The sequence below is a fragment of the Paraburkholderia graminis genome (assembly GCF_003330785.1).
In the GTDB taxonomy this organism is placed as follows: domain Bacteria; phylum Pseudomonadota; class Gammaproteobacteria; order Burkholderiales; family Burkholderiaceae; genus Paraburkholderia; species Paraburkholderia graminis.
Map to the genome: position 1 here is coordinate 1,307,005 of NZ_CP024935.1, position 24,017 is coordinate 1,331,021.

Consider the following 24,017-nt stretch of genomic DNA (forward strand, 5'->3'; position numbering starts at 1 on the left):
CTCCAGGCGTTCTCAGTAGATGGGGAAGCGCTCGCACAGCGCGAAGATCTCGCGGCGCACGCGTTGTTCGGTGGCGGCATGGCCTTCGGGGTGATCGCGCAGCGAGTCGAGTACTTCGACAATCAGACGGCCCACGTCGCGGAACTCGTTCACGCCGAAGCCGCGCGTGGTGCCGGCCGGCGTGCCGAGGCGAACGCCCGAGGTGATGGTCGGCTTTTCCGTGTCGAACGGAATGCCGTTCTTGTTGCACGTAATGCCGGCGCGCTCGAGCGCGTGCTCGACCTGATTGCCTTTGAGACCCTTCGGGCGCAAGTCGACGAGCAGCAGATGGTTGTCCGTGCCGCCCGTCACGAGATCGACGCCGCCTGCCTTCAGTACTTCGCCGAGCGCCTGCGCATTCGCGAGAACGCTGTCGATATAAGTCTTGAAGCCTGGTTGCAGCGCCTCGCCAAACGCGACCGCCTTGCCGGCGATCACATGCATCAGCGGGCCGCCTTGCAGGCCTGGGAACACCGCCGAGTTGATCTTCTTCGCGATGTCTTCGTCATTCGTCAGCACAAAGCCGCCGCGCGGGCCGCGCAAGGTCTTGTGCGTCGTCGACGTAACGACGTGCGCATGTTCGACCGGATTCGCATGACGTCCCGCCGCGATCACGCCTGCGATGTGCGCCATATCGACCATCAGCTTCGCGCCGACGCTGTCGGCGATCGCACGCAGCCGCTTGAAATCCAGCGCGCGCGGATAAGCGGAGAAGCCGGCGATCAGCAGCGCGGGTTTATGCTGCTGCGCGAGTTCCTCGATCTGCTCGTAGTCGATCAGGAGCGTGTCGCGGTTCACGCCGTACTGCACCGCGTTGAACCACTTGCCGGAAAGCGCGGGCTTGGCGCCATGCGTGAGGTGGCCGCCTGCATCGAGCGACATGCCGAGCACCGTATCGCCCGGCTTGACCAGCGCGAGCATCACCGCGCCGTTGGCCTGCGCGCCCGAATGCGGCTGCACGTTGGCGAACTTCGCGTTGAACAGTTGCTTGATGCGATCGAGCGCAAGCGTCTCGATCTCGTCGACATATTCGCAACCGCCGTAGTAACGCTTGCCCGGATAACCTTCCGCATACTTGTTGGTCAGCACCGAGCCTTGCGCTTCGAGCACCGCGCGCGACACGATGTTTTCCGACGCGATCAGCTCGACTTGCGACTGCTGACGCTCGAGCTCTTTCAAAATTGCGCCGCGCACCGCCGCATCGCGCGCGCTCAGCGGTTCTTCGAAGAAAGGATTCGGGTTCGACATGGAAGGTCCGTGGGGTCATTGACGTTAGGCGCCGGAAGCGTTGGTGGGCCTTTGTTTCTGCCCTGTCGCCGCCGGATTGCGTACGTCTATTCTTGACGCTTGCATCGCGCGTCAATTTATGAATTCAGACGCGTTCTTTGCCTTTTCCGCCATAGGCGACCTTTTTCGACAAGTCGCCTCTGCGGATCCCTTGGTTCATACCGCTGGCGAATCATCGCGCCGGTGCCGAACGGTCGTTCGCTGGGCAAGCGCTGCTGCACTGCGGCTGAACGCAGTGCGCGTTTGCGGTGCGGTTCGCGATGGCCGCCGCGCGCTTCTGGTGCCGTTTCTTATCTGTTTGATGGGCAAGCATAGGCAACCGAGGGTTTAGCCTGATGGCATGGTAGTTGCGCTAGTCCTCAAAATTACATAAGTCGCAGTTCCCCACAGCGACGCGGCACTATAGATTCGAAGGAATCATTCCTCATCATGTCCACCGATCGCACGGCGTCACTGTCGCATTTCGCCTTCATGCCCGTCCCGAACTTCACGATGATCGCATTCACCAACGCGATCGAAGTGCTGCGCATGGCGAATTACCTGACAGGGCAAACGCTTTACCGCTGGTCGATCGTGAGTCCCGAAGGCGGGCCGGTGACTGCAAGCAATGGGTTGTCGGTCGATACGGGTCCGGTCGAATGCGTCGGCCAACCGGATATCGTGTTCGTGATCGGCGGCATCGACGTGCAGCGCGCGACCACGCCCGCGCATCTGTCGGCATTGCGCCGCTTCGCGCGCATGGGTTGCGTGCTCGGCAGCCTGTGCACCGGGACGTATGCGCTCGCGCGCGCCGGACTATTAGCGGGCTATGCGTGCGCGATTCATTGGGAGAACATGTCGGCGCTAAAAGAAGAGTTTCCCGACACGCGCTTTCTGAAAGAACTCTTCGTGATAGATCGCGATCGCGTGACGTGCACGGGCGGCGTCGCGCCCCTCGATATGATGCTCAACCTGATCGCACCGCGTGTGGGCACTGCACGCGTCACGCAGATCGCCGAGCAGTTCATCGTCGAGCATGTGCGCGATACCAGCGCGCAACAGAAGATGCCGCTCGTCGCGCGGCTCGGCTCGGCCAACAAGTCGCTCTTCGAAGTGATCTCGCTGATGGAGAACAACATCGAAGAGCCGCTATCGCGCGAGGAACTCGCGCGGCTTGCCGGCATGTCGCAACGGCAATTGCAGCGCCTCTTCCGCGAGCATCTCGGGATGACCCCGACGCATTACTATCTGACGCTGCGTTTGCGGCGCGCGCGCGAACTGCTGCTGCAAACCGACATGTCGATCATGAACATCACGATGGCGTGCGGCTTCCAGTCGGCCTGCCACTTTTCGAAGAGCTATCGCGATGCATTCGGCACCGCGCCTACGCGCGAGCGTCGCAAGCAGGCACCGTCGCTTTCTTCGCCGCCGGTGATGGCGGCCTGAGAAGCGCCTCAGCACTCCCCAAGGTTTATACCGCCTTTGATCGCTTCACGCGGATTAATGCCTTAGTCCGCGTGCCGAATCCGCGCTTACGTCGGCCGGTTGCGCGCCCCATGTCGCCCGCAAATAGTTCGCGAGTTGCGCCAGTTCGTCGTCGCTCAGCTTGCTCGCAGAGCCGGGCATGGCCTGCATGCGTTCGAGTCCGGGGAAGCTTTGTTCGTCGATGCCATCAAGCATCGACACGATCAGATTGTGCGGATTGCTTTGACGAACAGTGGAGTTTCCAAGCATCGGTACGGCTACGTGAGGCACGCCTTCTCCATCCGCGCCATGACAGCCTGCGCATAGAGACAGATAGAGGCGGCGGCCCGGCGCGAGTTGAGTAGCATCGACCGCCTGAGCTTGCACCCGCACAGGCTCACTCGGACGATCACCGAGCAGGTACGTCGAAACCGCGCGCAAATCGTCCGGCGTCATGTACTGACTGCTCAGATGCACGACGGAATGCATCTCGCCAAACGCCGAGCCTTGCGACGCGATGCCCGTTGCGAGATACGTCGTGAGATCAGCCGCGGACCATCCGCGCTCGGCGAGCCCTTGCGGTGTGAGGCTCGGCGCGATGACCCGGCCGAGCGTGCCGCCTGCAAACGGCGCGGTGAGGTCGAGTTGCCCGAAGCGGCCGCGCGGCGTATGGCATTCGGTACAGTGTCCGAGCGCGTTCACGACATAACGTCCACGAGTCCAGTCCGCCGAATGACCCTGCGATGCATCCGGCAACGTGTCTTCGAGAAACAGCGTTTTCCAGAAGCGCACGGCGAAACGCACATTGAACGGGAACGACAGATCGGCCTCGCGGCTTACGACGGCCGCCGGCTTTTGCGACATCAGGTATGCGTAGATCGCATCGCTATCCTCGCGAGACATCTGGCGATACGACGTATACGGCATCGCCGGATACAGTTGACCATTGGGCGATTTGCCGTCGTGAAGCGCAGTGTAGAACTCGTCGGCGCTCCATTGTCCGATGCCGTGCTGCTTGTCCGGCGTGATGTTCGATCCATAGAACGTACCGAACGGCGAGGCCAGCTTAACGCCTCCTGCGAATGGCGCGCTATCGGGCGACGTGTGGCATGCCGCGCAATCCGCTGCTTTGGCTAGATAACGGCCGCGGGCGATCAAGGCGGCGTCGTGCGTATCTTGTGTAGTCGCGGTGCGCTGGGCGGCAGCATCAGGTGCGTTGCCGCAGGCTGTCAACATCGCCGCGGCGAGTGTCACCAACGCCGCGCGAAACAACGAAAAGGTACTCGTGTGGGAAATCATCTTTAGACGTTCCTCACCAGTCCGGCTGTGTTCAGTACGAGGTCCTTCACCGCTTCGTAATAGCGTACATAGCCCGTGCAGCGGCAAATATGCGCGTTGAGCGCCTCGGTGATCGTCTCTTCGACCTTGCTGCGTTCAATGGGCTGACGCTTGAGGCGCTCGATCAGCACCGTCGTCGCATTGACGAATCCCGGCGTGCAACCCCCGCACTGGAAGCTGAAGTGTTCGAGAAACTTCTGCTGGACCGGCGAGAGTGCGACAGGCTTGCCGCTCTCGTCACACGTCGCGTGAGCTTCGACCGTGCGGATTTTTTTGCCGTCGAAAAAGCTCGCGCCGGTAATGCACGATCGCACTTCTTCACTGCTGCCATCGGCGTTATCGAGAATGACGACGCATGCGTGGCACACGCCTTGGCCGCACCCCAGGCGCGAGCCTGTCAGCCCGAGGTACTCATGCAGAAAGTCGATCAGCATGAGCTGCTCCGCTACGCGGATCGGCCCGACGGGTCGGCCATTGACCGTCATCGACACCGGTTGCATGGCGTAACGCGTCAACGGCTTTTCGGCAACGCTTGCGATTGCGATTGCGGAAGCTGCTTCGGTGGAATCGGATTTGGGCAGTGTCATGCGAGCACCTCCTGAATTTTTTGTGGCGTAACGGGAAGGTCGCGGAAACGATGTCCAACCGCATGCGCGATGCCGTTCACGATGGCGCCAACGACCGGAATCATCACCACTTCGGCAATGCCTTTTGGCGGGTCGGTTTCTGTTAGCGGAGGCAGTACTTCACTCGTCTGGCTCCATACGGCAACGTCCGTCGAACGTGGCAAACGATAGCGGTTGAAATTCCATGTGCCGTTGCCGGGGCCGTCTTCGTAGAGCGGCAGATACTCATGCAGCGCATGACCGATGCCCATCGCAAGACCGCCCTGCAACTGGCCCGAAACTAGTTGAGGCGACAACTGGTTGCCGCATTCGAGAATCGAGTGATGCGTCAATATTTCGACCTCGCCGCTCGACTCATTCACTGCAAGTTCGACGAGCGTACCGACCGCGCTGTAGTACGTGACCATTGCGTTATTGCGCTGCACGGGCGGAATAAACACGCGCTTTCGGTCGAGCACACGGTAGCTGTTGGACGTCGTCGCGGACTTCTGACCGTTCGGCATTGCGCCGTTGCCGTAGCGAAGCGACAGTCCGTCGATTGGCAGGCGCTCTATCTTGCCGCCGACTTCGAACTCGGCCTCGGCCCATTGCCAGCGATTGAATACATGCACGGTGGCGCCCGTCACGAGTCCGAGTTCGTGCGCCTTTTTAGCAATCTGCTCGAACGGCAATGCTTCGAGTCCATCCGCCGACAGCTTGCCGTTCACCCAGCGCGCGTCTTCTATGCGCACGACAAGCGATGCGGCCTGGCCGCCGCCCGCGCCGCTCGACCAGATCGACATTGCCGCCGGCCATAAGCCGTGCACAAAAAGAACGCGCGCTGCTTCGCGAGTACTGTGCGTGAAGTAATAGGCCGAGTTAGTCGCACTCGACGGCGACATAAAGCCGGGCGACCAACGCGGATTCCTCGAAAGGCGATCCTGATCGGCCTGCGACATCAGGTAAGGATCGCCGCTCGTGATTACCGGAAGATCGGGCCAGTCGGCCAACGCGAAATGCACGGTCGACGCCGGCACGCCGAGCCATTTCGCCACGGCAATGGCTTGCGATGTCGACATACCCGTGCCGATTTCCGAGCCCGAATGATGCAGCGTAATCTTGCCGTCTTCACTCATCTCGACTTTGGCGAAAGAACATTCGGCGCCTGTGCCGAAGTCTTTTTGCACGCACGCAAAGCCCACGCCATAGCGTTTGCCGGGATGCTCCGCTTCGTACTTCGCTTTCTTCTGCGCGCGGTTCTTCCACAATGGATGCGACTTTGCCTTTTGCAGAACTTCATCGACGCGAACAGCGCCAGCCGGTATCGCGCCCTGCGTATTCTTCATTCCCGACCGCAATGCGTTCGTGAGACGGAAATCGATTGGGTCGAGCTTCAGTTGTTCGGCGATTTCGTCGATCATCATCTCGGTTGCGGCCATGCTTTGCAGCGTGCTGTAGCCGCGCGCGGAGCCGGCATCGACTGCGCGCGACGCAATGGCGGTTGCAGTGAGATCGCTCTTCGGAAAGTAGTAGATCGATTGCGCGGCCGTCGCACCGACCATCGCCACAGACGGCGAAAAGTTCATGCGCCCGCCGCCATTCGCTTCGAGATCGCCTTTGAACGACTGAAGCAGTCCCGTCTTTCTGTCGACCGCAATGCGGTACTTCATGTTGAACGCGTGGCGTTTGAGCGCGCTTTGAAACTGCTCGTAGCGATCGTTAGCGAGGCGCACCGGTCGGCCATCGCCATACATCGCAGCAACAAGACCATAGAACGGCATGTTGTAGTGATCTTTCGATCCATAACCGACCGTGTAGCATGGGTGAAGGAACACACTCTTCACCGCGAAGCGGCACTTCGCGACCATTTCCGCCACGCTTTGCGCCACTTCCGCGGGGCCTTGCGTCGGCACGATCATGTGAAGCGCGTGCGAGTCGGCGTCATACCAACAGTTCGCATTGTCCGGCTCGAGTGCGGCGGTATCGATCGACTGCGTGCTGTAGTCGCGCTCCATCACCAGCCAGTCCGCAGGCGGATGTGCGAGTTCTTCGGCGATGCCGTCTGCGAAGAAAATGCCTTGTTCGCCGAGCGATCCGTGCTCGACGCCATCCGGCCATACCGGTTGATGCTTGCGCATCGAGCTGGGAAACAACGGCGCGTTCTTCAGGCTTGAAAAGACGTCGTCGTCATACGGAGTCTTGCCGCCTACACGAATGAACCGGAACGTGCCCCACGGATCACGTTCGAGCGGTCCCGTTTGCCGGCCGTACTGGATGACGTCGTCGCGGAACTTCAGATAGTCCTTCGCGAGGCGAAAGCGCGCGAAGTCGTGGAAGATCAGAATTGCAACGGCATGGCCGAGATAAGCAGGCGTGTTGCCCTTCGGCAGCAGCATGTCGCTGCCGTAGAACGCGGGAAATTGCAGACCGTCGCGCGTGAGGTCGTCGGCGGTCACGAGGCGGTCCGGCATCAGGTCGTCGCCCAGTCCCGCGAGATTGAAGCCTTCGTACAGGCAGTCTGCACGCGTCGCGCGCAAGATCAGCGCGTGTGATTGCTGCTGCGGCCAATGCGGCATATCCGATGCACGCATATCGCGAGCGAACACTTTTTCACCCGTGACTTTGGCGATGCCGTCGATGCGGAATTTGGGCTGACCGCTCGCCGGGTCCCAATTGACCGGCGTCAGTATGCGTTCTTCGAACAACGCGGCAAAGGCACGCCCACCGACGGGCGCGAGATACACGGAAATGCCGGCGATGACGCTGGCCTTCAGAAAGCTACGGCGTGGAAGGCCGGCCATCTACTACTCCTGAAATATATGACTGCGCGCGTCGATCGAGCCGGCAAATTTTTGCCCGCAGCGTTTAGGGGGCCGAATTATGGCACTGGCCCATGCGGTTATATGTTGATATTTGCAAAATATCGGCGTTGGACGTAAAGCGTTGTCAGCTTGCAGTGAGTTGGGTTCCCGTCATCGGGAACTGAGACGCGATGGCGTGAATCGGAAGAGTCCTATTTCAGGTTCCGCTCTGGTTGTGCATCGTTGCGGTCCCGATGACACCCGTTTCCACTTTGAGAATGAAAAAGAAAACGTTGATGCAGAAGAGCACGCTGTGGTTCGTTGGGGGAAGCCTTGTGGCTCACCTTGCGTATGCGCAGGACAGCCCAGGCATTGCAGAGCCGACGTTGCCGCTCGAAGTAACGCCCACTGTCGATATGCCCACGACTGTCACCGCGGCGCCGAGACGAATGCTGCACCATTGGTCTCGCGTCGGCGCGTTGAGCGATGACCAGAAAAGTATGGGCGAAATGCTGGCGGAACACCCGGAACTGCAGACGCATTCGCATTCGACGTACTACTCGTGGTCGCTTCACGTTGGGGAACGTGCACGGCTGCAGCCGCCGGGTAGTGAGTTTTCGCATTAGGGGGTGGCGGGTGTGGCGCTGCCGGGGGATATGCAGCGCGCTGCAACGCTTGAGCGAAGTGGGTCCGATCCTACCGATATTCGTCGATTTCGATCGTTCCGCGCATTGCTTCGATTATTGAGCGGATGTCGTCGGGTACGTCGGGCACGCGGTTTCCTGAGGGGTTGAACCAGAAGCAGGAGAACCCAACCTTCGCACCGTTCTGTTGCACGATTTCCTTCAAACCCTCGCGGGGCAAACCAAGGCGCGCTATGAGATACCGCAAATGCGGTTCCAGCAAATCGCTTTCTACCGCCGATTCGCTGCTTACTCCCCACAGGCCCGTTTTCCCCAAAGCTTTACTGGACTTTCCGGAAGGAAGGGCAAATGACTTTCCTTTGACGATCGCGGTGTCAGGGGCTATCTGAAAGTACTGCGTCCAGAATTCCGGCGATACGGCGTCGCCGGTTATCAGGAAAGACGCGTAGGCTCCGGCGTCCGCGCTCGCATTTGATGTTGAAGACTGGTTATGGTGCATAGTCGTGAATGCTGTCCTCAAATATTCTCCCCTGGCTTTGTTGCACTGCTAAGCGCGAATAAACAGCGAGTTACCGATATTCGTCAATTTCGATTGTTCCGCCCATCGCTTCCATCATCGCGCGGATGTCGTCGGGCACATCGGGCACGCGGTCGCCCGCTTCATTCATCCAATAGCAGCACATGGCCATCTTGCCTCCTTGTCGCCGCACCAGTTCATGCAAATCGGCGCGGGGCAAGCCCAGCTAATTCGTGATGTATTCCAAATGCGGGCCAAGGCAATCGCTGTGTACCGCAGCCTTGCTTTCAAGAGCCCATAGGCCGAGCTTACCGGCACGAGGAGTCAGCTTCCCGGACGGGAGCTGGAAACGTTGTCCTTTCGTGATCACGCGACTAGGCTGCACGCCGAAATACGAGGTCCAAAACTCGGGGTTGACCGAATCGCCGGAAATGATGAACGTGGCATGGGCAAGTGAGTGACGCATATCGATTGGCTTCTGGTTATGTGACGCGAGAAACAGCCACCTACCGATATTCGTCAACCTCGACTATTCCCCCCATCGCCTCCATCATTGACCGAATGTCGTCGGGAACGTCGGGCACGCGATTTCCAGCCTCGTTGTCCCAATAGCAGAAGAAGCGCATCCGCACGTTCCCGCGCCTAAGTAGCTCGGGCAAGTCTGCGCGCGGCAAGCGAAGATGCTCGACGAGATAGCGCAAATGCGGCTCAAGGAGATCGCTCTTGACCACCGATTTGCTGCGGACACCCCACACTCCTGTCCGCCTGGCTATACCCCGTGGTTGCCCGTCACGGTCGACGATTGCATCGCCTTTGCGGTGCGCGACATCAGGGACAACGCCGAAATACTCTGTCCAGAATGTTGGCGAAACGTCGTCGCCTGAAACGGAGAATGACGCATGTGCAAGTTGGTGCGAATCCATATCTTTCCCGTTGCAGTAACTGTGCATGTTGTCGATTTTCAGACCATCGAAATACACGTCGCCGTTGTCGTGCCAGATGACGTTATCGTCACCTCTCAAATGGTTTTCATACTTCATCGCGTGGATCATGTCGCCAAACGTCTTGCGTTCGTACCCGAGCATTTTTGCAGCAAAGTCCGGATTATTCGTACTAGCCGCCAGTTCCTCTGTGTCGCCGCTCACCGGATCTGGCGCGTAATCGAACGGCTGCGCATCGCCAAGCGGCGTAGCAGTTTCGGTTAAATCACTCGCGGCGTCGGCCAGTGACGAAGACTCAGCATTCGCATAGCGATCTGCAACCGCATTCGCCCGGTCCACAATGTCGTTATAGCGGTCAATGTATGCCGTCGCGGCATCGTAGGACATTCCGCAATCGTTCATTAACGAGCTGCGGAAGCTCGGGAGCCTCTCCGGCTTAGGCACCGGATTTCCCATCGCGCCTCCCGTCCGCGATTGCTCGGCAATCAGCACAACACTCTCGCCACGGATCATCGACTGCAACGTCTCTATGACCTCAACGTCAGCGCCATTCTTTGCCAACCGCTCGTGCCAATAGAAATTCGTCCCGAGAAACGCGCGGACCCGCCGAACCAGCGCGGAGTCTTTAGCCCACACATCGGCATATGCACGTTGTGAGAACTTCTTGCCCTCTTCAACCGCCTCTTTCTGCTCCGTAGAAACAAAGATACGCCCACTTCCATAGGCATCCTTACGGTACATCACCCACCGTTGAAACGAATCCGTCTTCAGTTCGGTTCCACCCATCGCGAGCCTCGTCGCTTATGACGGCGTAACCCTAGCAGATCGCCCGACTCCCATGTTTTTGGGATCGCTCGTCACAAGCAAAAAACGCGTTGAACGTAAGCACGTTCAACGCGTTTCCTTACTACAGGCTTCTAACTTCGTCTGAAACTTCGTCCGAAGCTCAGGCCGCCTTCAACAGCCCATGCGGATCGATCACGAACTTGCGCGGCGCACCGCCGTCGAACTGGCGATAACCGTCCGGCGCCTGATCGAGCGACACCACCGTCACGTTCACGATGTCCGCAATCGGCAGACGGTCCCAAAGAATCGCCTGCATCAGATTGTGGTTGTACTTCATCACCGGCGTCTGGCCCGTGTGGAACGAATGCGACTTCGCCCAGCCGAGCCCGAAGCGGATGCTAAGACTTCCCTTGCGTGCGGCAGCGTCCGCGGCGCCCGGATCGTCGGTCACGTACAGGCCCGGAATACCGATCGCGCCTGCGGCACGCGTGATTTCCATCAGCGAGTTCAGCACAGTGGCGGGTGCTTCCTCGTGCGAGCCGCTGCTGCCGTGGCCGTGCGCCTCGAAGCCCACGCAGTCCACCGCGCAATCCACTTCCGGCTTACCCAGAATCTGCTCGATCTGTTCGCCGAGCGTCGCATCCTTCGACAGATCGACGGTCTCAAATCCCATCTTGCGAGCATGCGCAAGGCGCTCCTCGTTCATGTCGCCGACGATCGTACACGCCGCGCCCAACAGACGCGCCGACGCAGCCGCCGCCATGCCCACCGGCCCGGCGCCTGCGATATAAACCGTCGCGCCCGGCTTCACGCCTGCCATGACCGCGCCGTGATAACCCGTCGGCAGAATGTCGGACAGGCACGTCAGGTCGCGAATCTTCGACATCGCCTGCGCGCGGTCGGGAAACTTCAGCAGATTGAAGTCGGCATACGGCACCATCACGTACTCGGCCTGGCCGCCGATCCAGCCGCCCATGTCCACATATCCGTAAGCGCCGCCCGCACGCGACGGGTTCACGTTCAGGCACACGCCGGTATGCTGCGACTTGCAGGTCGGGCACCGTCCGCATGCGACGTTGAACGGCACGGAGACGAGATCGCCAACGCTCAGCGTCTCGACGTCGCGGCCGACCTCGATCACTTCGCCGGTAATCTCGTGGCCGAGCACGAGGCCGACTTCCGCGGTCGTGCGGCCCCGCACCATGTGCTGGTCGGAGCCGCAAATATTCGTGCTGACTACCTTCAGAATCACACCGTGACCGATCGCGCGGCCACGTGGGTCGACCATCTTCGGATAGTCGATCGATTGCACTTCAACCTTGCCCTGCCCCAGATAGACGACGCCGCGATTGCTGCTCATTGAATGTCTCCATGTCTTGTGAGCGGTGCGCGGCCTGTGCGCCGCACGCCGTTCAACGAGCGTAGCGCCCGCCGCGGTCAACCACCTGCACCGAACCCGACACGAGTTTGGCCGAAACCGACATGCCCCTTCTTCGCAGGTTTTTATTGATTGACCGTTCAATATAAAAAAACTACCATGCGTCGATCGAACCTGCGGGCAAAGTGCCGGCACCGAACCGTCTGATCTTTACAGTCACGCCATGCCCAAGCTCGGAATGCGCGAAATTCGCCGCGCGCAGTTGATCGACGCGACGCTGCTCACCATCGACCAGACCGGCCTCGCGGGCGCCACGCTCGCGTCGGTCGCGCAGCGCGCGAGCATTTCCACCGGCATCGTGAGCCACTATTTCGGCGACAAGGACGGTCTTCTCGAAGCCACCATGCGCCATGTGTTGCGCGATTTGTGGCAGGCCACGTCCCGCCGCCGTCGCGCGGCAAAAACGGACCCGCGCTCGAAACTGCGTGCGGTCGTCGCCGCCAATTTCGATGCCGAGCAAACCAGCGCGCCCGTCATGAAGACCTGGCTTGCGTTCTGGTCCGAGAGCATGCACAAGCCGCAATTGCGGCGTCTGCAGTATGTCAACACGCGCCGCTTGAACTCCAATCTGTGCGCGGATTTTTCTAAAGCGCTGCCGCGTGCGGCGGCGCGGCGCGCGGCCAGCGGTCTCGCGGCATTGATCGACGGATTGTGGCTGCGCGGCGCCTTGTCGGGCGAACCGTTCGACACCAAAGCGGCGCTGCGCGTCGCCAACGAATACATCGACCTGGTCCTGGCTGCGCGCGAATAGCGCGCGCAGCAGCCGGCGACATCTCTACCAAGGAGCACATGATGGCGGTATTCGCAACGCAACGTCTGTACATTGGCGGCGCTTACGTCGACGCGACCAGCGGTGAAACCTTCGACACCGTCGACCCCGCCACCGGCGAAACGCTCGCGACCGTGCAGCAGGCGAGTGCCGCGGACGTCGATCGCGCAGTGCAATCCGCGCGCGACGGTCAGCGCGAGTGGGCCGCGCTCACGGCAATGCAGCGCTCGCGCATCCTGCGCCGCGCGGTCGAGATTCTGCGCGAGCGCAACGACGAACTCGCGCTGCTCGAAACGCGCGACACCGGCAAGCCGATCGCGGAAACGCAGGCGGTGGACATCGTCACCGGCGCGGACGTGATCGAGTATTACGCGGGACTCGCAACGGCTATCGAAGGGCAGCAGATTCCGCTGCGGCCGTCGTCGTTCGTGTACACGCGGCGCGAACCGCTCGGCGTTTGCGCGGGCATCGGCGCATGGAATTATCCGATTCAGATTGCGTGCTGGAAGTCCGCGCCCGCGCTTGCCGCAGGCAACGCAATGATCTTCAAGCCGAGCGAGGTCACGCCGCTTACTGCGTTGAAACTCGCGGAAATCTACACCGAAGCCGGCGTGCCGCCTGGCGTGTTCAACGTCGTGCAAGGCGACGGCCGCGTAGGCGCGATGCTGGCCGCGCATCCGGACATCGAAAAGATTTCGTTCACGGGCGGAGTGGAAACGGGCAAGAAGGTGATGTCGATGGCGGGCGCGTCGTCGTTGAAAGAAGTGACGATGGAACTCGGCGGCAAGTCCCCGTTGCTCGTGTTCGACGACGCGAATCTCGAACGCGCCGCCGACATCGCGATGAGCGCCAACTTCTTCAGCTCGGGCCAGGTCTGCACGAACGGCACGCGCGTGTTCGTGCAGCGCAATGTGATCGAGCGCTTCGAGGCATTGCTGCTCGAACGCGTGAAGCGTATTCGCGTCGGTGCGCCGACCGAGGCGTCCACCAACTTCGGCCCGCTCGTGAGCGCCGCGCAATTGCAAAAGGTGCTCGGCTATATAGAAAGCGGTGTTAAGGAAGGCGCGCGTTTGATCGCGGGCGGCAAGCGTTTGACAGAAAATCATTATGCGCAAGGTCAATACGTAGAGCCAACTATCTTCACCGGTTGCCACGACGACATGCGAATCGTGCGTGAGGAAATCTTCGGGCCGGTCATGAGCATTCTCGTATTCGACGAAGAAGACGAAGCCATCGAGCGCGCGAATCGCACCGCGTATGGCCTCGCCGCCGGCGTCGTCACGGAAAACCTGGCGCGTGCGCATCGGGTGATTCATCGGCTGGAAGCGGGCATTTGCTGGATCAACACGTGGGGCGAGTCGCCCGCCGAAATGCCCGTGGGCGGCTATAAGCAATCCGGCGTGGGCCGCGAAAACGGCATCACGACACTCGAGCACTACACGCGCATCAAGTCCGTGCAGGTCGAGCTGGGCCCTTATCAACCGGTGTTCTGAGAGCGCTGCCATGAGTTCCAACGAATACGACTACATCATCGTCGGCGCGGGTTCGGCGGGCAACGTGCTGGCCTCGCGTCTCACCGAAGACGCCGACGTCACCGTGCTGCTGCTCGAAGCGGGCGGCCCCGATTACCGCTTCGATTTCCGCACGCAGATGCCCGCCGCCCTCGCCTATCCGCTGCAAGGGCGCCGCTATAACTGGGCGTACGAGACCGACCCCGAGCCGCATATGGACAACCGTCGCATGGAATGCGGGCGCGGCAAGGGACTCGGCGGGTCGTCGCTAATCAACGGCATGTGCTATATCCGCGGCAACGCGCTCGATTACGACGGCTGGGCTCAGCGCCCAGGCCTCGAAAACTGGACGTATCTCGACTGCCTGCCGTACTTCCGTAAAGCCGAAACGCGCGACGTGGGTCCGAACGCGTATCACGGCGGCGACGGTCCGGTGCATGTGACCACCAGCAAGCCTGGCAACAATCCGCTGTTTGCGGCGATGGTCGAAGCCGGTGTGCAGGCCGGCTTTCCGCGCACCGACGATCTGAACGGCTATCAGCAGGAAGGCTTCGGTCCGATGGATCGCACGGTCACGCCCAAAGGCCGGCGCGCGAGCACGGCGCGCGGCTATCTGGATCGCGCGAAGGCGCGTTCGAACCTGACCATCGTCACGCACGCGCTAACCGATCGCGTGCTGTTCTCCGGCAAGCGCGCGGTCGGCGTCGCGTATCTGCAGCATGGCGCGGCCGTCAACGCGCATGCGCGCCGCGAAGTGCTGGTGTGCAGCGGCGCGATTGCATCGCCGCAATTGCTGCAACGCTCCGGCGTGGGCCGCTCGACGTGGCTGCGCGAACTGGACATTCCGCTCGTCCACGACTTGCCGGGCGTCGGCGAAAATTTGCAGGACCATCTGGAGATGTATATCCAGTACGAATGTAAGGAGCCGGTCTCGCTCTACCCTGCGTTGCAGTGGTGGAATCAGCCGGCTATTGGACTCGAATGGATGGTGAACGGCACCGGCATCGGCGCGAGCAATCAGTTCGAAGCGGGCGGCTTTATCCGTACACGCGACGACGACTCGTGGCCGAACATTCAGTATCATTTTCTGCCGGTCGCGATTAATTACAACGGCTCGAACGCGATCAAGATGCATGGCTTTCAGGCACATGTCGGTTCGATGCGTTCGCCAAGCCGCGGACGCGTGAAGCTCACGTCGCGCGATCCGGCGGCGCATCCAAGCATCCTATTCAACTACATGGCCGATCCGCTCGACTGGCGCGAGTTCCGCGACGGCATTCGCATCACGCGCGAGATCATGCGGCAACCGGCGCTGGACCGTTATCGCGGACGCGAGCTGAATCCCGGCGCCGAGCTGACTACCGACGCGCAACTCGACGCTTTCGTGCGGGCACGCGCCGAGACGGCGTTTCATCCTTCGTGCTCGTGCAAGATGGGCTACGACGACATGGCCGTGGTCGACAACGAAGGACGCGTGCATGGCATGGAGGGGCTGCGCGTGGTCGATGCGTCGATCATGCCGCTTATCACCACGGGCAATCTGAACGCGCCGACCATCATGCTGGCCGAGAAGATCGCCGACCGGATTCGTGGACGCGAGGCATTGGCGCGCGTGGACACGCCCTACTTCGTCGCGAACGGTGCGCCCTTCAGAAAGCGTGAACGTGTGACCGTGTGACCGTTTAGCGCATTGCGTCAGCCGCCCGATTCTGTTTGCGAATCATGATGCCGTGAGGCCGTCAGGCGGTCACGCATCTCGTTCTTGACTTCCTCCTACCCAACATCCAGATTAGATCAGGAGTATTGAAAGCTCTCTGAGGACTCGTTGTCCGCAGATGGATGTTGTTGGCGAACCGCTAGCGTAGGCCCGGAGGCAAGATGAAATGGTTAGCATGGGTGTTGCCGTTAAGCATAGGTGCGCAGGCATATGCACAATCGAACGAAGCAGGCGCGAACAGTCCCGCGAGAAACGACGCAACGACACAGACCAGGCAGGTGAACCAGCAGATCGCGAGTTACCTGAATCTCGCAGACAAGCGGGATTTCGAGGATGCCGGACGCGGCTTCATATCGTCCCTGCCGCAACCAGTTCTGACCACCGCGTCGGGCCGTACGGTGGTCGACCTCACACGCTATGCTTTCCTGCGTCCCGGAACCGAAGCTCCGCCAACGGTCAATCCAAGCCTGTGGCGTCAGGAGCAGATACTGACGATGAACGGCCTGTTCAAGGTGGTCGACGGCATCTATCAGGTGCGCAATATCGACCTGGCCAACATCACGTTTATTCGAGGGGCGACCGGCTGGATCGTCGTCGATACCGGAAGTTCAGCCGAGACAGCCAAGGCCGCGTTGGAACTGGTCAACGAAAAGGTCGAACGCCGGCCGGTTAGCGCCGTCATCATCACGCATAGCCATGTCGACCATTTCAGCGGCATCAGAGGCGTGGTCGACGAAAAAGACGTGGCCTCGGGCAAGGTTCCATTGATCGCGCCGGAAGGCTTCATGGAAGAAGCAATCAGCGAGAACATTTTCGCTGGAAACGCAATGAGCCGCCGCGCGTCGTACATGTACGGCGATCTTCTCGAGAAGGACCCGAAAGGTACGGTCGGCAGCGGCCTCGGCCTGGTCAATGCGACCGGCACGCTCACGCTGCTTCAACCGAACCGCCTCATCAAGAAGACGGGCGAGAAGCTGACGGTGGACGGCGTCGACGTCGTCTTTCAGATGGCGCCAGGCACCGAAGCGCCCGCCGAGATGCTGTTCTACTTCCCGCAGTTCAAGGCGCTCGATCTCGCCGAAGACGCGAATCATTCGTTGCATAACATTCTGACGCTCAGAGGCGCGAAGGCGAGAAGCGCGCAGAAGTGGGCTGCGGCGCTCGATCAAACCATTGCCATGTTCGGCAACGACGCTCAAGTGTCTTTCGGAAGCCACCATTGGCCGCAGTGGGGAAACGAACGCGTCGTCGAGCATTTGTCGAAACAGCGGGACCTGTACAAGTACATCAACGATCAGACACTGCGCATGGCCAACGAAGGCTTGACCATGCATGAAATCGCCGAACAGTTCGTGCTTCCCGATTCGCTCGCCAAGGAGTTTTATAACCGTGGCTATTACGGCAATCTGAAACACGATGTGAGATCGACTTATCAACTCTACCTGGGCTGGTGGGATGCCAATCCCGCGAACCTCGATCCGCTTCCCCCCGCCGACGAAGCGAAGAAATACGTCGAGCTTATCGGCGCCGACAAGATCATGGCGAACGCGCGTGACGCCTATAGCAAAGGCGAGTACCGATGGGTCGCCACCATCACCAACAAGCTCGTATTCGCTCAACCTGATAATCAGGCCGCGCGGCGTCTCGAAGCCGATGCACTTGAACAGTTGGGCTATCAGTCGGAATCGGGCACCGTCCGCAATGTTTATCTGAGCGGCGCTCACGAGTTGCGCGGTGGCGTGAAGAAGATGGCCGGCGTGAACACGGCTGCGCCTGACATCATCACGGCCATGTCGCCGGAAATGTTCCTCGACTTCCTGGCGATCCACCTGAACGGCCCGCGCGCGGCGAATAAAAGCTATGCGTTCAATCTGATCCTGCCCGACGTGAAGAAGCAATTTGCGCTTACCGTGCGCAACGGTGTGATGAACTATGTGGAAGGCCGTCCATTGGAGCATGCCGACGGAACGATCACGTTCGACAAGTCGACCCTGGACGACATCGCGCTCGGCAACGTGAAGCTGCAGCAATTGTCCGAGACGGGTAAGGTGAAGTTCGACGGCGATAAAGCGAAGTTCCGGGAAATGCTCGGAATGTTCGATAAGTTCGATTACTGGTTTTCTATCGCGGAACCGTAAGCATTTTCCAACGGCGCGATTACGGTTGCGAGGAGACCGTATTGCGCTCACCGCGAACTGCAACTGCACGCCCTCAGTTTTTCTTGACCCTCGCATAAGTTATCGTCGATTGTCAGCACTTTCCCAAAGCGGGATAGTGCTGCGTCTGGACACCCGTCGATAACCGTTCGAGGAAGCATTGCACATGAAGCTAAAAGCCGTGAGCCTGATGGTCACCCTGCTGTTTGCGCTGGGCGCGCCCGCGCAGGCAAGCCGCGCGGCAAGCGAAGGCGAGGCCGAAGGCCAGGTGAAATCCGTAGTGGACTCCGCCATCGAGCCGCTGATGGCGAAACATCATGTGCCTGGGATGGCGGTCGGCATCGTCGCCAATGGCAAAACATTCGTCTTCGACTACGGCGTGGCATCGGCGGAAACCGGCAAGCCGGTCACGCAGCGCACGCTCTTTGAAATCGGCTCCGTGAGCAAGACATTCACCGCGACGCTTGCCGAATATGCGCAGTTGAGCGGCCATCTGAGGCTGTCGGACCCGACGCAAACATACTTGCCGTCCTTGCGAGGCAGCGCATTCGGCAAGGTTAGCCTGCTGAATCTCGGCACGCACACGCCCGGCGGTCTGCCGCTCCAGGTGCCCGACGAGATCCACGACAACGCGCAGTTGTTGCAGTACTTCAGCACATGGAAACCGGCCTACGCGCCGGGCACGTATCGTACCTACGCGAATCCGGGGATCGGCACGCTCGGTCTGATCACGGCGAAAAGCATGAATCAGGACTTTGCGTCGCTGATGGAGCGGCGCCTGTTTCCGGCGCTCGGCATGACGAGCAGCTACATCCATGTTCCGCCAACGAAAATGTCCGACTACGCGCAGGGCTACACGAAGGACGGCGCGCCGATCCGCATGAAAGGCGGCGTGCTCGCCGACGAAGCGTATGGCGTGAGGACCACCGCCGCCGACATGCTGCGTTTCGTGCAAGCGAACATGAACCTGATCGACGTCGACAGCCAGCTTCAGCGCGCTATCACGGCGACACACACGGGTTACTTCAAGGCCGGCATGCTGACGCAGGACCTGATATGGGAGCAGTACGCGTATCCCGTCACGTTGACGACCTTGCACGAAGGCAATGCGCCCGCGATGGCCACCACGGCGACGCCGGTCATCGCAATCGAGCCGCCCTTGCCGCCGCAGCAGAATGTGTGGATCAACAAGACCGGTTCGACGAATGGGTTCGGCACCTACGTTGCCTTCATTCCGCAGAAACACGTCGGCGTCGTTTTGCTTGCCAACAGGAATTTCCCGATCGAGGACCGCGTGAGCGCTGCGTATCGGATCGTGTCGGCACTGGTGGCGAGCAACCAGTAAGCGCCGATGCCCGGTTAGCGGTGAAGAGCACAACCGACAACGACTGCGCTCTTCGCGGGTGGGTCGTCAATCGCGCACCGGACTCAGCACGCCGTGCGCGTCGGTCTCCACCGCTTCCGAGACGAGCGTCTCCAGCGCGAGTCCGCGTGTTTCGATGCCGAGTATCCACACAGCCGCGGCCGCGATCACGAAACACATTGCGCCAAGCGAGAACACGCCGCCCTGTCCGAACATCGGCAGCACGACGCCGACCACGTACGGCCCGATCAGCGAGCCCACGCGGCCGATTGCCGACGCGAAACCGGAACCCGTCGCGCGCGCGCCGGTGCCGTACAGCTCGGGCGTGTAGGTGTAGAGCACCGCCCACATCGCGAACAGGAAAAACTGCATCGCGAGACCGGCGCAAATCAGAAGCGTGGGCGTTTGCGCATGCAGCGCGGTTTGTCCATAGATGTAGGCCATCACCGCGCTGCCCGCGAGCGACGCGATACATGTCGGCTTGCGTCCCCAACGCTCGACCAGCCACGCCGCGCAGATAAACCCGGGAATGCCGCCGAGCGAAATCAGCACCGTGTACAGCACCGACTTCGTCACCGCGAAGCCGGCCTGCTGCATCAACGCGCCGAGCCACGAAGTCAATCCGTAAAAGCCGAGCAGCGCGAAGAACCACAACGTCCACACCATGATCGTGCGACGCCGGTAAGCCGCGCTCCAGATCTCGCGAAACGCGCCCGCGCCTTTGGCGGCCACCGGTTCGACGAGCATGACCGGCTCGCGCAAGCGGCTCAGGCCCGCGGCCTTCATCACCTTGACCTCGATGTCGGCGAGGATTTTATCGGCCTCGCCGCGACGTCCACGATGTTCGAGCCAACGCGGCGACTCGGGCACGACACGGCGCACGATCAGCACAAACACGGCCGGAATCGCGAGCAACGCGAACTCCGTGCGCCAGCCATAGGCGGGCAGCACGAAGTACGACACCACGCCCGCCGTGATGAAACCGAGCGGCCAGAAGCCGTCCATCAACGCAATCAGGCGTCCGCGCGACGAAGCGGGAACAAATTCCGACAGCAGCGTTTGCGCAATCGGAAACTCCATGCCCATGCCGAAACCGAGCAGCACGCGATAGAAAATCAGCGCTTCGACGCTTTGCGCCGTCGAACAGAGATACGAGGCGAGGCCCCACAGCACCATGCTCCACTGAAAAACCGGCCGGCGTCCGAAGCGATCGGCCAGCAGTCCCGCCACCGCCGCACCGCCCACCATGCCAAAGAAGCTCGCGCTCGCGACGAGCCCCGCGGTTGCCGTCGACAAGCCGAATTCGGTCTTGATCGAACCGAGCACGAAGGTCATCGTGCCGAGATCGACGGAATCGAAAAAGAACGCAATCGCGATGATGATGAAGATGGTCCGGTGATAACCGGAGAACGGCAGCCGTTCGAGTCGCGCGGCGGCAGTTGCGCGAGGCTGAGAAGCGGTAGGCATGGCATCCCCTGAATGATGCGGCGACGGCCGCGAGTGATGTTTCGAGCAGCGTTTTCAGTAGACGCCGACATAAATCGGCTACATAGAAGAAATACGTCATCCGGATGGAACAAGGGCGTCGTGAGGACGTTGTGTTAAGTTGATCGCCTCCTTTTTTCTTGCGGCTTGTTGCGGGTTTTATTGCGCGAGGGCACGGTCCTGACGTTGCCTCCTGACGTTGGCTCGGATTGCGGCGCGCGCGATTTTCTGTGGACAATGGCTGTTCGGACTGGGCACTGATTCGGGTAACGATTTGACGACCGCATTCACCAGACAAGTGGCATCCACGCGGTTTTCACCGCCGCGCATCGGCTCGAAAACGGTCCGCCGCGCCGACCTGCTTACGCATCTCGAGCGCATGCGGCACGCCACGCTTGCGCTCGTCACCGGGAGCGCGGGCTACGGCAAGACCACCCTCCTCGCCCAATGGCGCGAGCGATGCGTGAAGGCGGGCGCGGACGTCGCGTGGTTATCGCTGAGCGCGGACGAAGCCGATTACGCCGCGTTCTGCGCGACGCTGTTCATGGCGATGCAACGCGTCGGCCTGCGCGCCGAGCCCGAACTGCTGTTCGAAGACGCAAACCCTGCCGGCATGGACGCGCTCGTCGCGATGCTCGTGGACGGCGTGCTCGACCTGTCGAAAGACATCTACGTGTTCATTGACGACTATCATCTCGTCGATGCCCCGCCCGTGCACCGCTTCATGCAGAAGCTACTCGATCAGGCGCCGGGCACGCTGCATGTGGTGATCGCCTCGCGCGTCGCGCCGCCGCTTGCGCTCAGCCGGCTTCGAATGACAAATCAGCTCGCCGAACTCGACAGCACGGCTTTGCCTCTTGGCATGGCCGAAACCCGGAGCTTCGTCGAAGAGAATCTGGGAACGGGCACACTGCACGCGGACGATCTCCGTCTGATTCAGGACGTCACGGGCGGCTGGCCGTCGTGCGTGCAGTTGATCGTCATCATGCTGAAGAACCGGCCGGCATCGCTCGGCACACTGCGCGATCTGGCCTGGCGTCACGGCGATTTGCAGACGTATCTCAGCGAAGAGGTGATGGCGAACCTGCCTGCTGAGCTGGTCGCGTTCGCCGGAGCGTTGTCGTTGTTCCGCCGCTTCAGCGCGCCGCTCGCGCGGCATGTCACGGGTAACGCCAATGCGCGCGACCTGCTGAAGCGCATGGAGGACGAGAACCTGCTGATCAACCGCATCGATTGCGACGAACGTCTGGCCTGGTATCGCTTTCATCCTCTGTTCGGCGACTTTCTCGCGGCTCGGCTTGTCGCTGCCGATCCATCCGGCGCTCAAGGGTTTCATCTGCGCGCGAGCCGCTGGTTCGCCGAACATGGCTACCTCGCCGTGGCCGTGCGCCATGCCAGCGCCGGCGGCGATCACGAGTTCGCGGCCACGGTTATCGAAAGCGCGGAGCCGGCGACATGGAGCCTCGAATACCTGAGCCCGATGCTGCATCTGCTCGAGCGGCTTCCCGAAGCGACGCTGGTTCAACATCAACGGCTGCTGTTTATCGCTTGCCTGACCGTCGCGCTGACGACGCGCCCCGGCAAAGCGGCGGCGTGGCTCACGCGGCTGGAGTCCGGCGATATAACGCGAGACCGTGCGCTCACGACATGCATCCCGTTGATCCACGCGGCCATCGCATTTCAGAACGACGACATGCCGCGGATGCTGGAACTGCTCGAGCCGCTTCGCGATGTGAGCATCGACAACCCGTTCCTGCGCTATCTGCTGGTCGCGGAAATGTGCGTCGCCTTGACGTTGTGCGAGACGGTTCCGTAGTAGCCGTGCGCGTGCCACTCCGCGCTCAGGCTCTCCGGAAGCCGCATGCACTCCGCTATCTCGAGCGCGGTCATGCCGTGATTCATCATGCGCACGGTCTGGTCGTGCAGGAACTTGTACAGGTCGCGCTGCTGCTCAAGAAAGCTCGTCATGCGCGCACTGCCCCACGTCGGCCAGTGATGCTGGGCGAACACCACATCGGCATGCGGCGCGTAGCGCTCGAGCGAGCGCGACAGATAGCGCGACCACAACAGCGCGTTGCGAACCTGCGCGCCGCGCAACGGACACAGGTTGTGCATGGTGCGCGTGCCGTTCTCCGCGAGATTGAGCGCGCGCAGTTGCGGAAAGAAAAAGTGCATCTCCGCCGGCGCTTCGCTATCGGGCGTCAACTGAAACACGATTTCCACGCCATCGATCACATGCGTCTCGGTCTCCTCGCAAATCAGTTGCGTAGGCTCGATCAGTGTCAGCGTGCCGCGCGGCCCATTTTTGCCGAGGCCCGAATCGATCTGGCAGCAGGCGCTGCGTGCGAGCGTATGCCCGAACTGGAATTGCGCGCGGCGGATGGCGGATCATCACCGTTCCCGCAAGGACGTTTTCGGCGACGGCCTCTTCCATGAAGCCGTTCGGTGCAATCACGGCGACCTTGCCGTCGCGCACGTCCGCCTCGGTGACGATGCCCTTCACGCCGCCGAAGTGATCCGCGTGGCTGTGGCTGTAGATCACCGCCACGACCGGCCGCGCCGGACGATGCGCGAGATACAGCGCAAACGCGGCCTGTGCGGTTTCCTGTGTCGACAGCGGATCGATGATGATCAGCCCCGTATCGCCTTCGACGATAGTCACGTTCGACAAGTCGAAGCCGCGCACCTGATAGATGCGCTCAGTCGCCTTGAACAGGCCGTGGATCGCGTTGAGCCGAGCCTGACGCCATAACGCGGGATGCGCGGTTGCCGGCGCCTCGGGATCGTCGAGAAAATCGTAGTCGGCAAGCGTCCACACCAGGCGACCATAGGCGTCGCGCACTTCCGCATTCGGAATCGTCGCAATGAAGCCGCGCCGTGCTTCTTCTTCGTCGAGATGGTCCTCGACGGGCAACTCACGCCGCGCCTGCTGTTGGGCCGCGATGGTGGCCGCGGTGGCGGCGAGCGGCACGGCAGGCTGCGCCGGGGCTTCCGATGATTGAACAGACGACATGGTGGATTCCAAAGGCGTTAAGACAATCGACAGTACGCACGCGGCCACATGGCCAGCCCGGTTTGTCGGAAGTGCCGGGACAAAAAAGCGTGCCCTATTGGAGCCTGGCCACACATATAATTCAATTGCAAGTTTGTCATCGCAACGCTGCAAAGGACGCATAG

The 24,017-nt window shown here is 60.9% G+C and carries 19 protein-coding genes; 8 read left to right on the forward strand and 11 right to left on the reverse strand.

The window, feature by feature from the left end; all coding sequences use genetic code 11:
- Positions 1 to 12: 12 nt before the first annotated feature.
- Positions 13 to 1,287 (reverse strand): serine hydroxymethyltransferase, encoded by a 1,275-nt coding sequence (locus CUJ91_RS24040; protein ID WP_114157333.1) that lies wholly within the window; start codon positions 1,285 to 1,287, stop codon positions 13 to 15.
- A gap of 468 nt (positions 1,288 to 1,755) precedes the next feature.
- Here CUJ91_RS24040 and CUJ91_RS24045 point away from each other — a divergent pair, with 468 nt between their 5' ends.
- Positions 1,756 to 2,751 (forward strand): GlxA family transcriptional regulator, encoded by a 996-nt coding sequence (locus tag CUJ91_RS24045; RefSeq protein ID WP_006052173.1) that lies wholly within the window; start codon positions 1,756 to 1,758, stop codon positions 2,749 to 2,751.
- A gap of 54 nt (positions 2,752 to 2,805) precedes the next feature.
- Here the strand turns inward: CUJ91_RS24045 and CUJ91_RS24050 are convergent, their stop codons facing one another.
- The 3 genes from CUJ91_RS24050 to CUJ91_RS24060 are packed head-to-tail and all read right to left on the reverse strand — an operon-like array spanning position 2,806 to position 7,513.
- A complete protein-coding gene (locus CUJ91_RS24050; protein ID WP_114157334.1) occupies positions 2,806 to 4,068 on the reverse strand; it encodes a c-type cytochrome in 1,263 nt (420 codons plus the stop codon).
- A 2-nt stretch (positions 4,069 to 4,070) separates the two neighbouring features.
- Entirely contained in the window at positions 4,071 to 4,694 is a 624-nt protein-coding gene (locus tag CUJ91_RS24055; RefSeq protein ID WP_208716198.1) for a (2Fe-2S)-binding protein, read from the reverse strand.
- Entirely contained in the window at positions 4,691 to 7,513 is a 2,823-nt protein-coding gene (locus CUJ91_RS24060) for a xanthine dehydrogenase family protein molybdopterin-binding subunit (RefSeq protein WP_114157335.1), read from the reverse strand. The genes CUJ91_RS24055 and CUJ91_RS24060 overlap by 4 nt, the downstream gene beginning before the upstream one ends.
- A gap of 278 nt (positions 7,514 to 7,791) precedes the next feature.
- On the opposite strand from CUJ91_RS24060, the gene CUJ91_RS24065 reads away from it, so the two are divergent.
- Positions 7,792 to 8,139 (forward strand): hypothetical protein, encoded by a 348-nt coding sequence (locus CUJ91_RS24065; RefSeq protein ID WP_029971746.1) that lies wholly within the window; start codon positions 7,792 to 7,794, stop codon positions 8,137 to 8,139.
- A gap of 70 nt (positions 8,140 to 8,209) precedes the next feature.
- Here CUJ91_RS24065 and CUJ91_RS24070 read toward each other — a convergent pair whose 3' ends face one another.
- The 4 genes from CUJ91_RS24070 to fdhA form a co-directional block, all read right to left on the reverse strand.
- Positions 8,210 to 8,656 carry a DUF4279 domain-containing protein gene (locus CUJ91_RS24070; protein ID WP_114157336.1) on the reverse strand — a complete coding sequence of 149 codons (447 nt, stop codon included), beginning with the start codon at positions 8,654 to 8,656 and terminating at the stop codon, positions 8,210 to 8,212.
- Between the two features lie 70 nt (positions 8,657 to 8,726).
- A complete protein-coding gene (locus tag CUJ91_RS35220) occupies positions 8,727 to 8,894 on the reverse strand; it encodes a hypothetical protein (RefSeq protein WP_310400418.1) in 168 nt (55 codons plus the stop codon).
- 286 nt (positions 8,895 to 9,180) lie between these two features.
- The gene (locus CUJ91_RS35275; protein ID WP_374710159.1) at positions 9,181 to 10,401 is read right to left on the reverse strand and encodes a hypothetical protein; all 1,221 of its coding nucleotides are present in this window, start codon (positions 10,399 to 10,401) and stop codon (positions 9,181 to 9,183) included.
- Between the two features lie 160 nt (positions 10,402 to 10,561).
- Positions 10,562 to 11,761, reverse strand: a complete 1,200-nt coding sequence (gene fdhA, locus CUJ91_RS24090) for a formaldehyde dehydrogenase, glutathione-independent (RefSeq protein WP_029971749.1) — start codon at positions 11,759 to 11,761, stop codon at positions 10,562 to 10,564.
- Positions 11,762 to 12,002: 241 nt separating this feature from the next.
- Between fdhA and betI the strand changes: the two genes are divergently transcribed.
- The 5 genes from betI (at position 12,003) to ampC (ending at position 19,337) form a co-directional block, all read left to right on the forward strand.
- Positions 12,003 to 12,590 (forward strand): transcriptional regulator BetI, encoded by a 588-nt coding sequence (gene betI, locus CUJ91_RS24095; RefSeq protein ID WP_006052183.1) that lies wholly within the window; start codon positions 12,003 to 12,005, stop codon positions 12,588 to 12,590.
- Between the two features lie 41 nt (positions 12,591 to 12,631).
- On the forward strand, positions 12,632 to 14,101 hold the full coding sequence (betB, locus tag CUJ91_RS24100) for a betaine-aldehyde dehydrogenase (protein ID WP_114157337.1): 1,470 nt from the start codon (positions 12,632 to 12,634) through the stop codon (positions 14,099 to 14,101).
- A gap of 10 nt (positions 14,102 to 14,111) precedes the next feature.
- Positions 14,112 to 15,797: a choline dehydrogenase gene (gene betA, locus CUJ91_RS24105; RefSeq protein WP_114157338.1), complete on the forward strand. Its 1,686-nt coding sequence runs from the start codon at positions 14,112 to 14,114 to the stop codon at positions 15,795 to 15,797.
- A gap of 200 nt (positions 15,798 to 15,997) precedes the next feature.
- A complete protein-coding gene (locus CUJ91_RS24110) occupies positions 15,998 to 17,974 on the forward strand; it encodes an alkyl/aryl-sulfatase (protein WP_114157339.1) in 1,977 nt (658 codons plus the stop codon).
- Positions 17,975 to 18,158: 184 nt separating this feature from the next.
- Entirely contained in the window at positions 18,159 to 19,337 is a 1,179-nt protein-coding gene (gene ampC, locus CUJ91_RS24115) for a class C beta-lactamase (RefSeq protein WP_114157340.1), read from the forward strand.
- Positions 19,338 to 19,403: 66 nt separating this feature from the next.
- Here ampC and CUJ91_RS24120 read toward each other — a convergent pair whose 3' ends face one another.
- A complete protein-coding gene (locus CUJ91_RS24120) occupies positions 19,404 to 20,822 on the reverse strand; it encodes an MFS transporter (protein WP_114157341.1) in 1,419 nt (472 codons plus the stop codon).
- A gap of 316 nt (positions 20,823 to 21,138) precedes the next feature.
- On the opposite strand from CUJ91_RS24120, the gene CUJ91_RS24125 reads away from it, so the two are divergent.
- Positions 21,139 to 22,656 carry a winged helix-turn-helix domain-containing protein gene (locus CUJ91_RS24125; RefSeq protein WP_153067646.1) on the forward strand — a complete coding sequence of 506 codons (1,518 nt, stop codon included), beginning with the start codon at positions 21,139 to 21,141 and terminating at the stop codon, positions 22,654 to 22,656.
- Here the strand turns inward: CUJ91_RS24125 and CUJ91_RS34930 are convergent.
- Positions 22,599 to 23,075, reverse strand: a complete 477-nt coding sequence (locus tag CUJ91_RS34930) for an alkyl sulfatase dimerization domain-containing protein (RefSeq protein ID WP_244231079.1) — start codon at positions 23,073 to 23,075, stop codon at positions 22,599 to 22,601. The two genes, CUJ91_RS24125 and CUJ91_RS34930, sit on opposite strands and share 58 nt — an antisense overlap.
- Positions 23,032 to 24,015: an MBL fold metallo-hydrolase gene (locus CUJ91_RS34935; RefSeq protein WP_244231080.1), complete on the reverse strand. Its 984-nt coding sequence runs from the start codon at positions 24,013 to 24,015 to the stop codon at positions 23,032 to 23,034. Before CUJ91_RS34935 ends, CUJ91_RS34930 begins: the two co-directional genes overlap by 44 nt.
- Positions 24,016 to 24,017 lie beyond the last annotated feature (2 nt).

Bases quoted from the DNA above. Each gene is read 5' to 3' on its own strand.
- CUJ91_RS24050 (WP_114157334.1), bottom strand. From the start codon at position 4,068: ATGATTTCCCACACGAGTACCTTTTCGTTGTTTCGCGCGGCGTTGGTG.
- betB (WP_114157337.1), top strand. From the start codon at position 12,632: ATGGCGGTATTCGCAACGCAACGTCTGTACATTGGCGGCGCTTACGTC.
- betI (WP_006052183.1), top strand. From the start codon at position 12,003: ATGCCCAAGCTCGGAATGCGCGAAATTCGCCGCGCGCAGTTGATCGAC.
- CUJ91_RS24045 (WP_006052173.1), top strand. From the start codon at position 1,756: ATGTCCACCGATCGCACGGCGTCACTGTCGCATTTCGCCTTCATGCCC.
- CUJ91_RS24040 (WP_114157333.1), bottom strand. From the start codon at position 1,287: ATGTCGAACCCGAATCCTTTCTTCGAAGAACCGCTGAGCGCGCGCGAT.
- CUJ91_RS24110 (WP_114157339.1), top strand. From the start codon at position 15,998: ATGAAATGGTTAGCATGGGTGTTGCCGTTAAGCATAGGTGCGCAGGCA.
- fdhA (WP_029971749.1), bottom strand. From the start codon at position 11,761: ATGAGCAGCAATCGCGGCGTCGTCTATCTGGGGCAGGGCAAGGTTGAA.
- CUJ91_RS24120 (WP_114157341.1), bottom strand. From the start codon at position 20,822: ATGCCTACCGCTTCTCAGCCTCGCGCAACTGCCGCCGCGCGACTCGAA.
- CUJ91_RS24055 (WP_208716198.1), bottom strand. From the start codon at position 4,694: ATGACACTGCCCAAATCCGATTCCACCGAAGCAGCTTCCGCAATCGCA.
- CUJ91_RS24070 (WP_114157336.1), bottom strand. From the start codon at position 8,656: ATGCACCATAACCAGTCTTCAACATCAAATGCGAGCGCGGACGCCGGA.
- ampC (WP_114157340.1), top strand. From the start codon at position 18,159: ATGAAGCTAAAAGCCGTGAGCCTGATGGTCACCCTGCTGTTTGCGCTG.
- CUJ91_RS34935 (WP_244231080.1), bottom strand. From the start codon at position 24,015: ATGCGTCCTTTGCAGCGTTGCGATGACAAACTTGCAATTGAATTATAT.
- CUJ91_RS35275 (WP_374710159.1), bottom strand. From the start codon at position 10,401: ATGGGTGGAACCGAACTGAAGACGGATTCGTTTCAACGGTGGGTGATG.
- CUJ91_RS24060 (WP_114157335.1), bottom strand. From the start codon at position 7,513: ATGGCCGGCCTTCCACGCCGTAGCTTTCTGAAGGCCAGCGTCATCGCC.
- betA (WP_114157338.1), top strand. From the start codon at position 14,112: ATGAGTTCCAACGAATACGACTACATCATCGTCGGCGCGGGTTCGGCG.
- CUJ91_RS24065 (WP_029971746.1), top strand. From the start codon at position 7,792: ATGAAAAAGAAAACGTTGATGCAGAAGAGCACGCTGTGGTTCGTTGGG.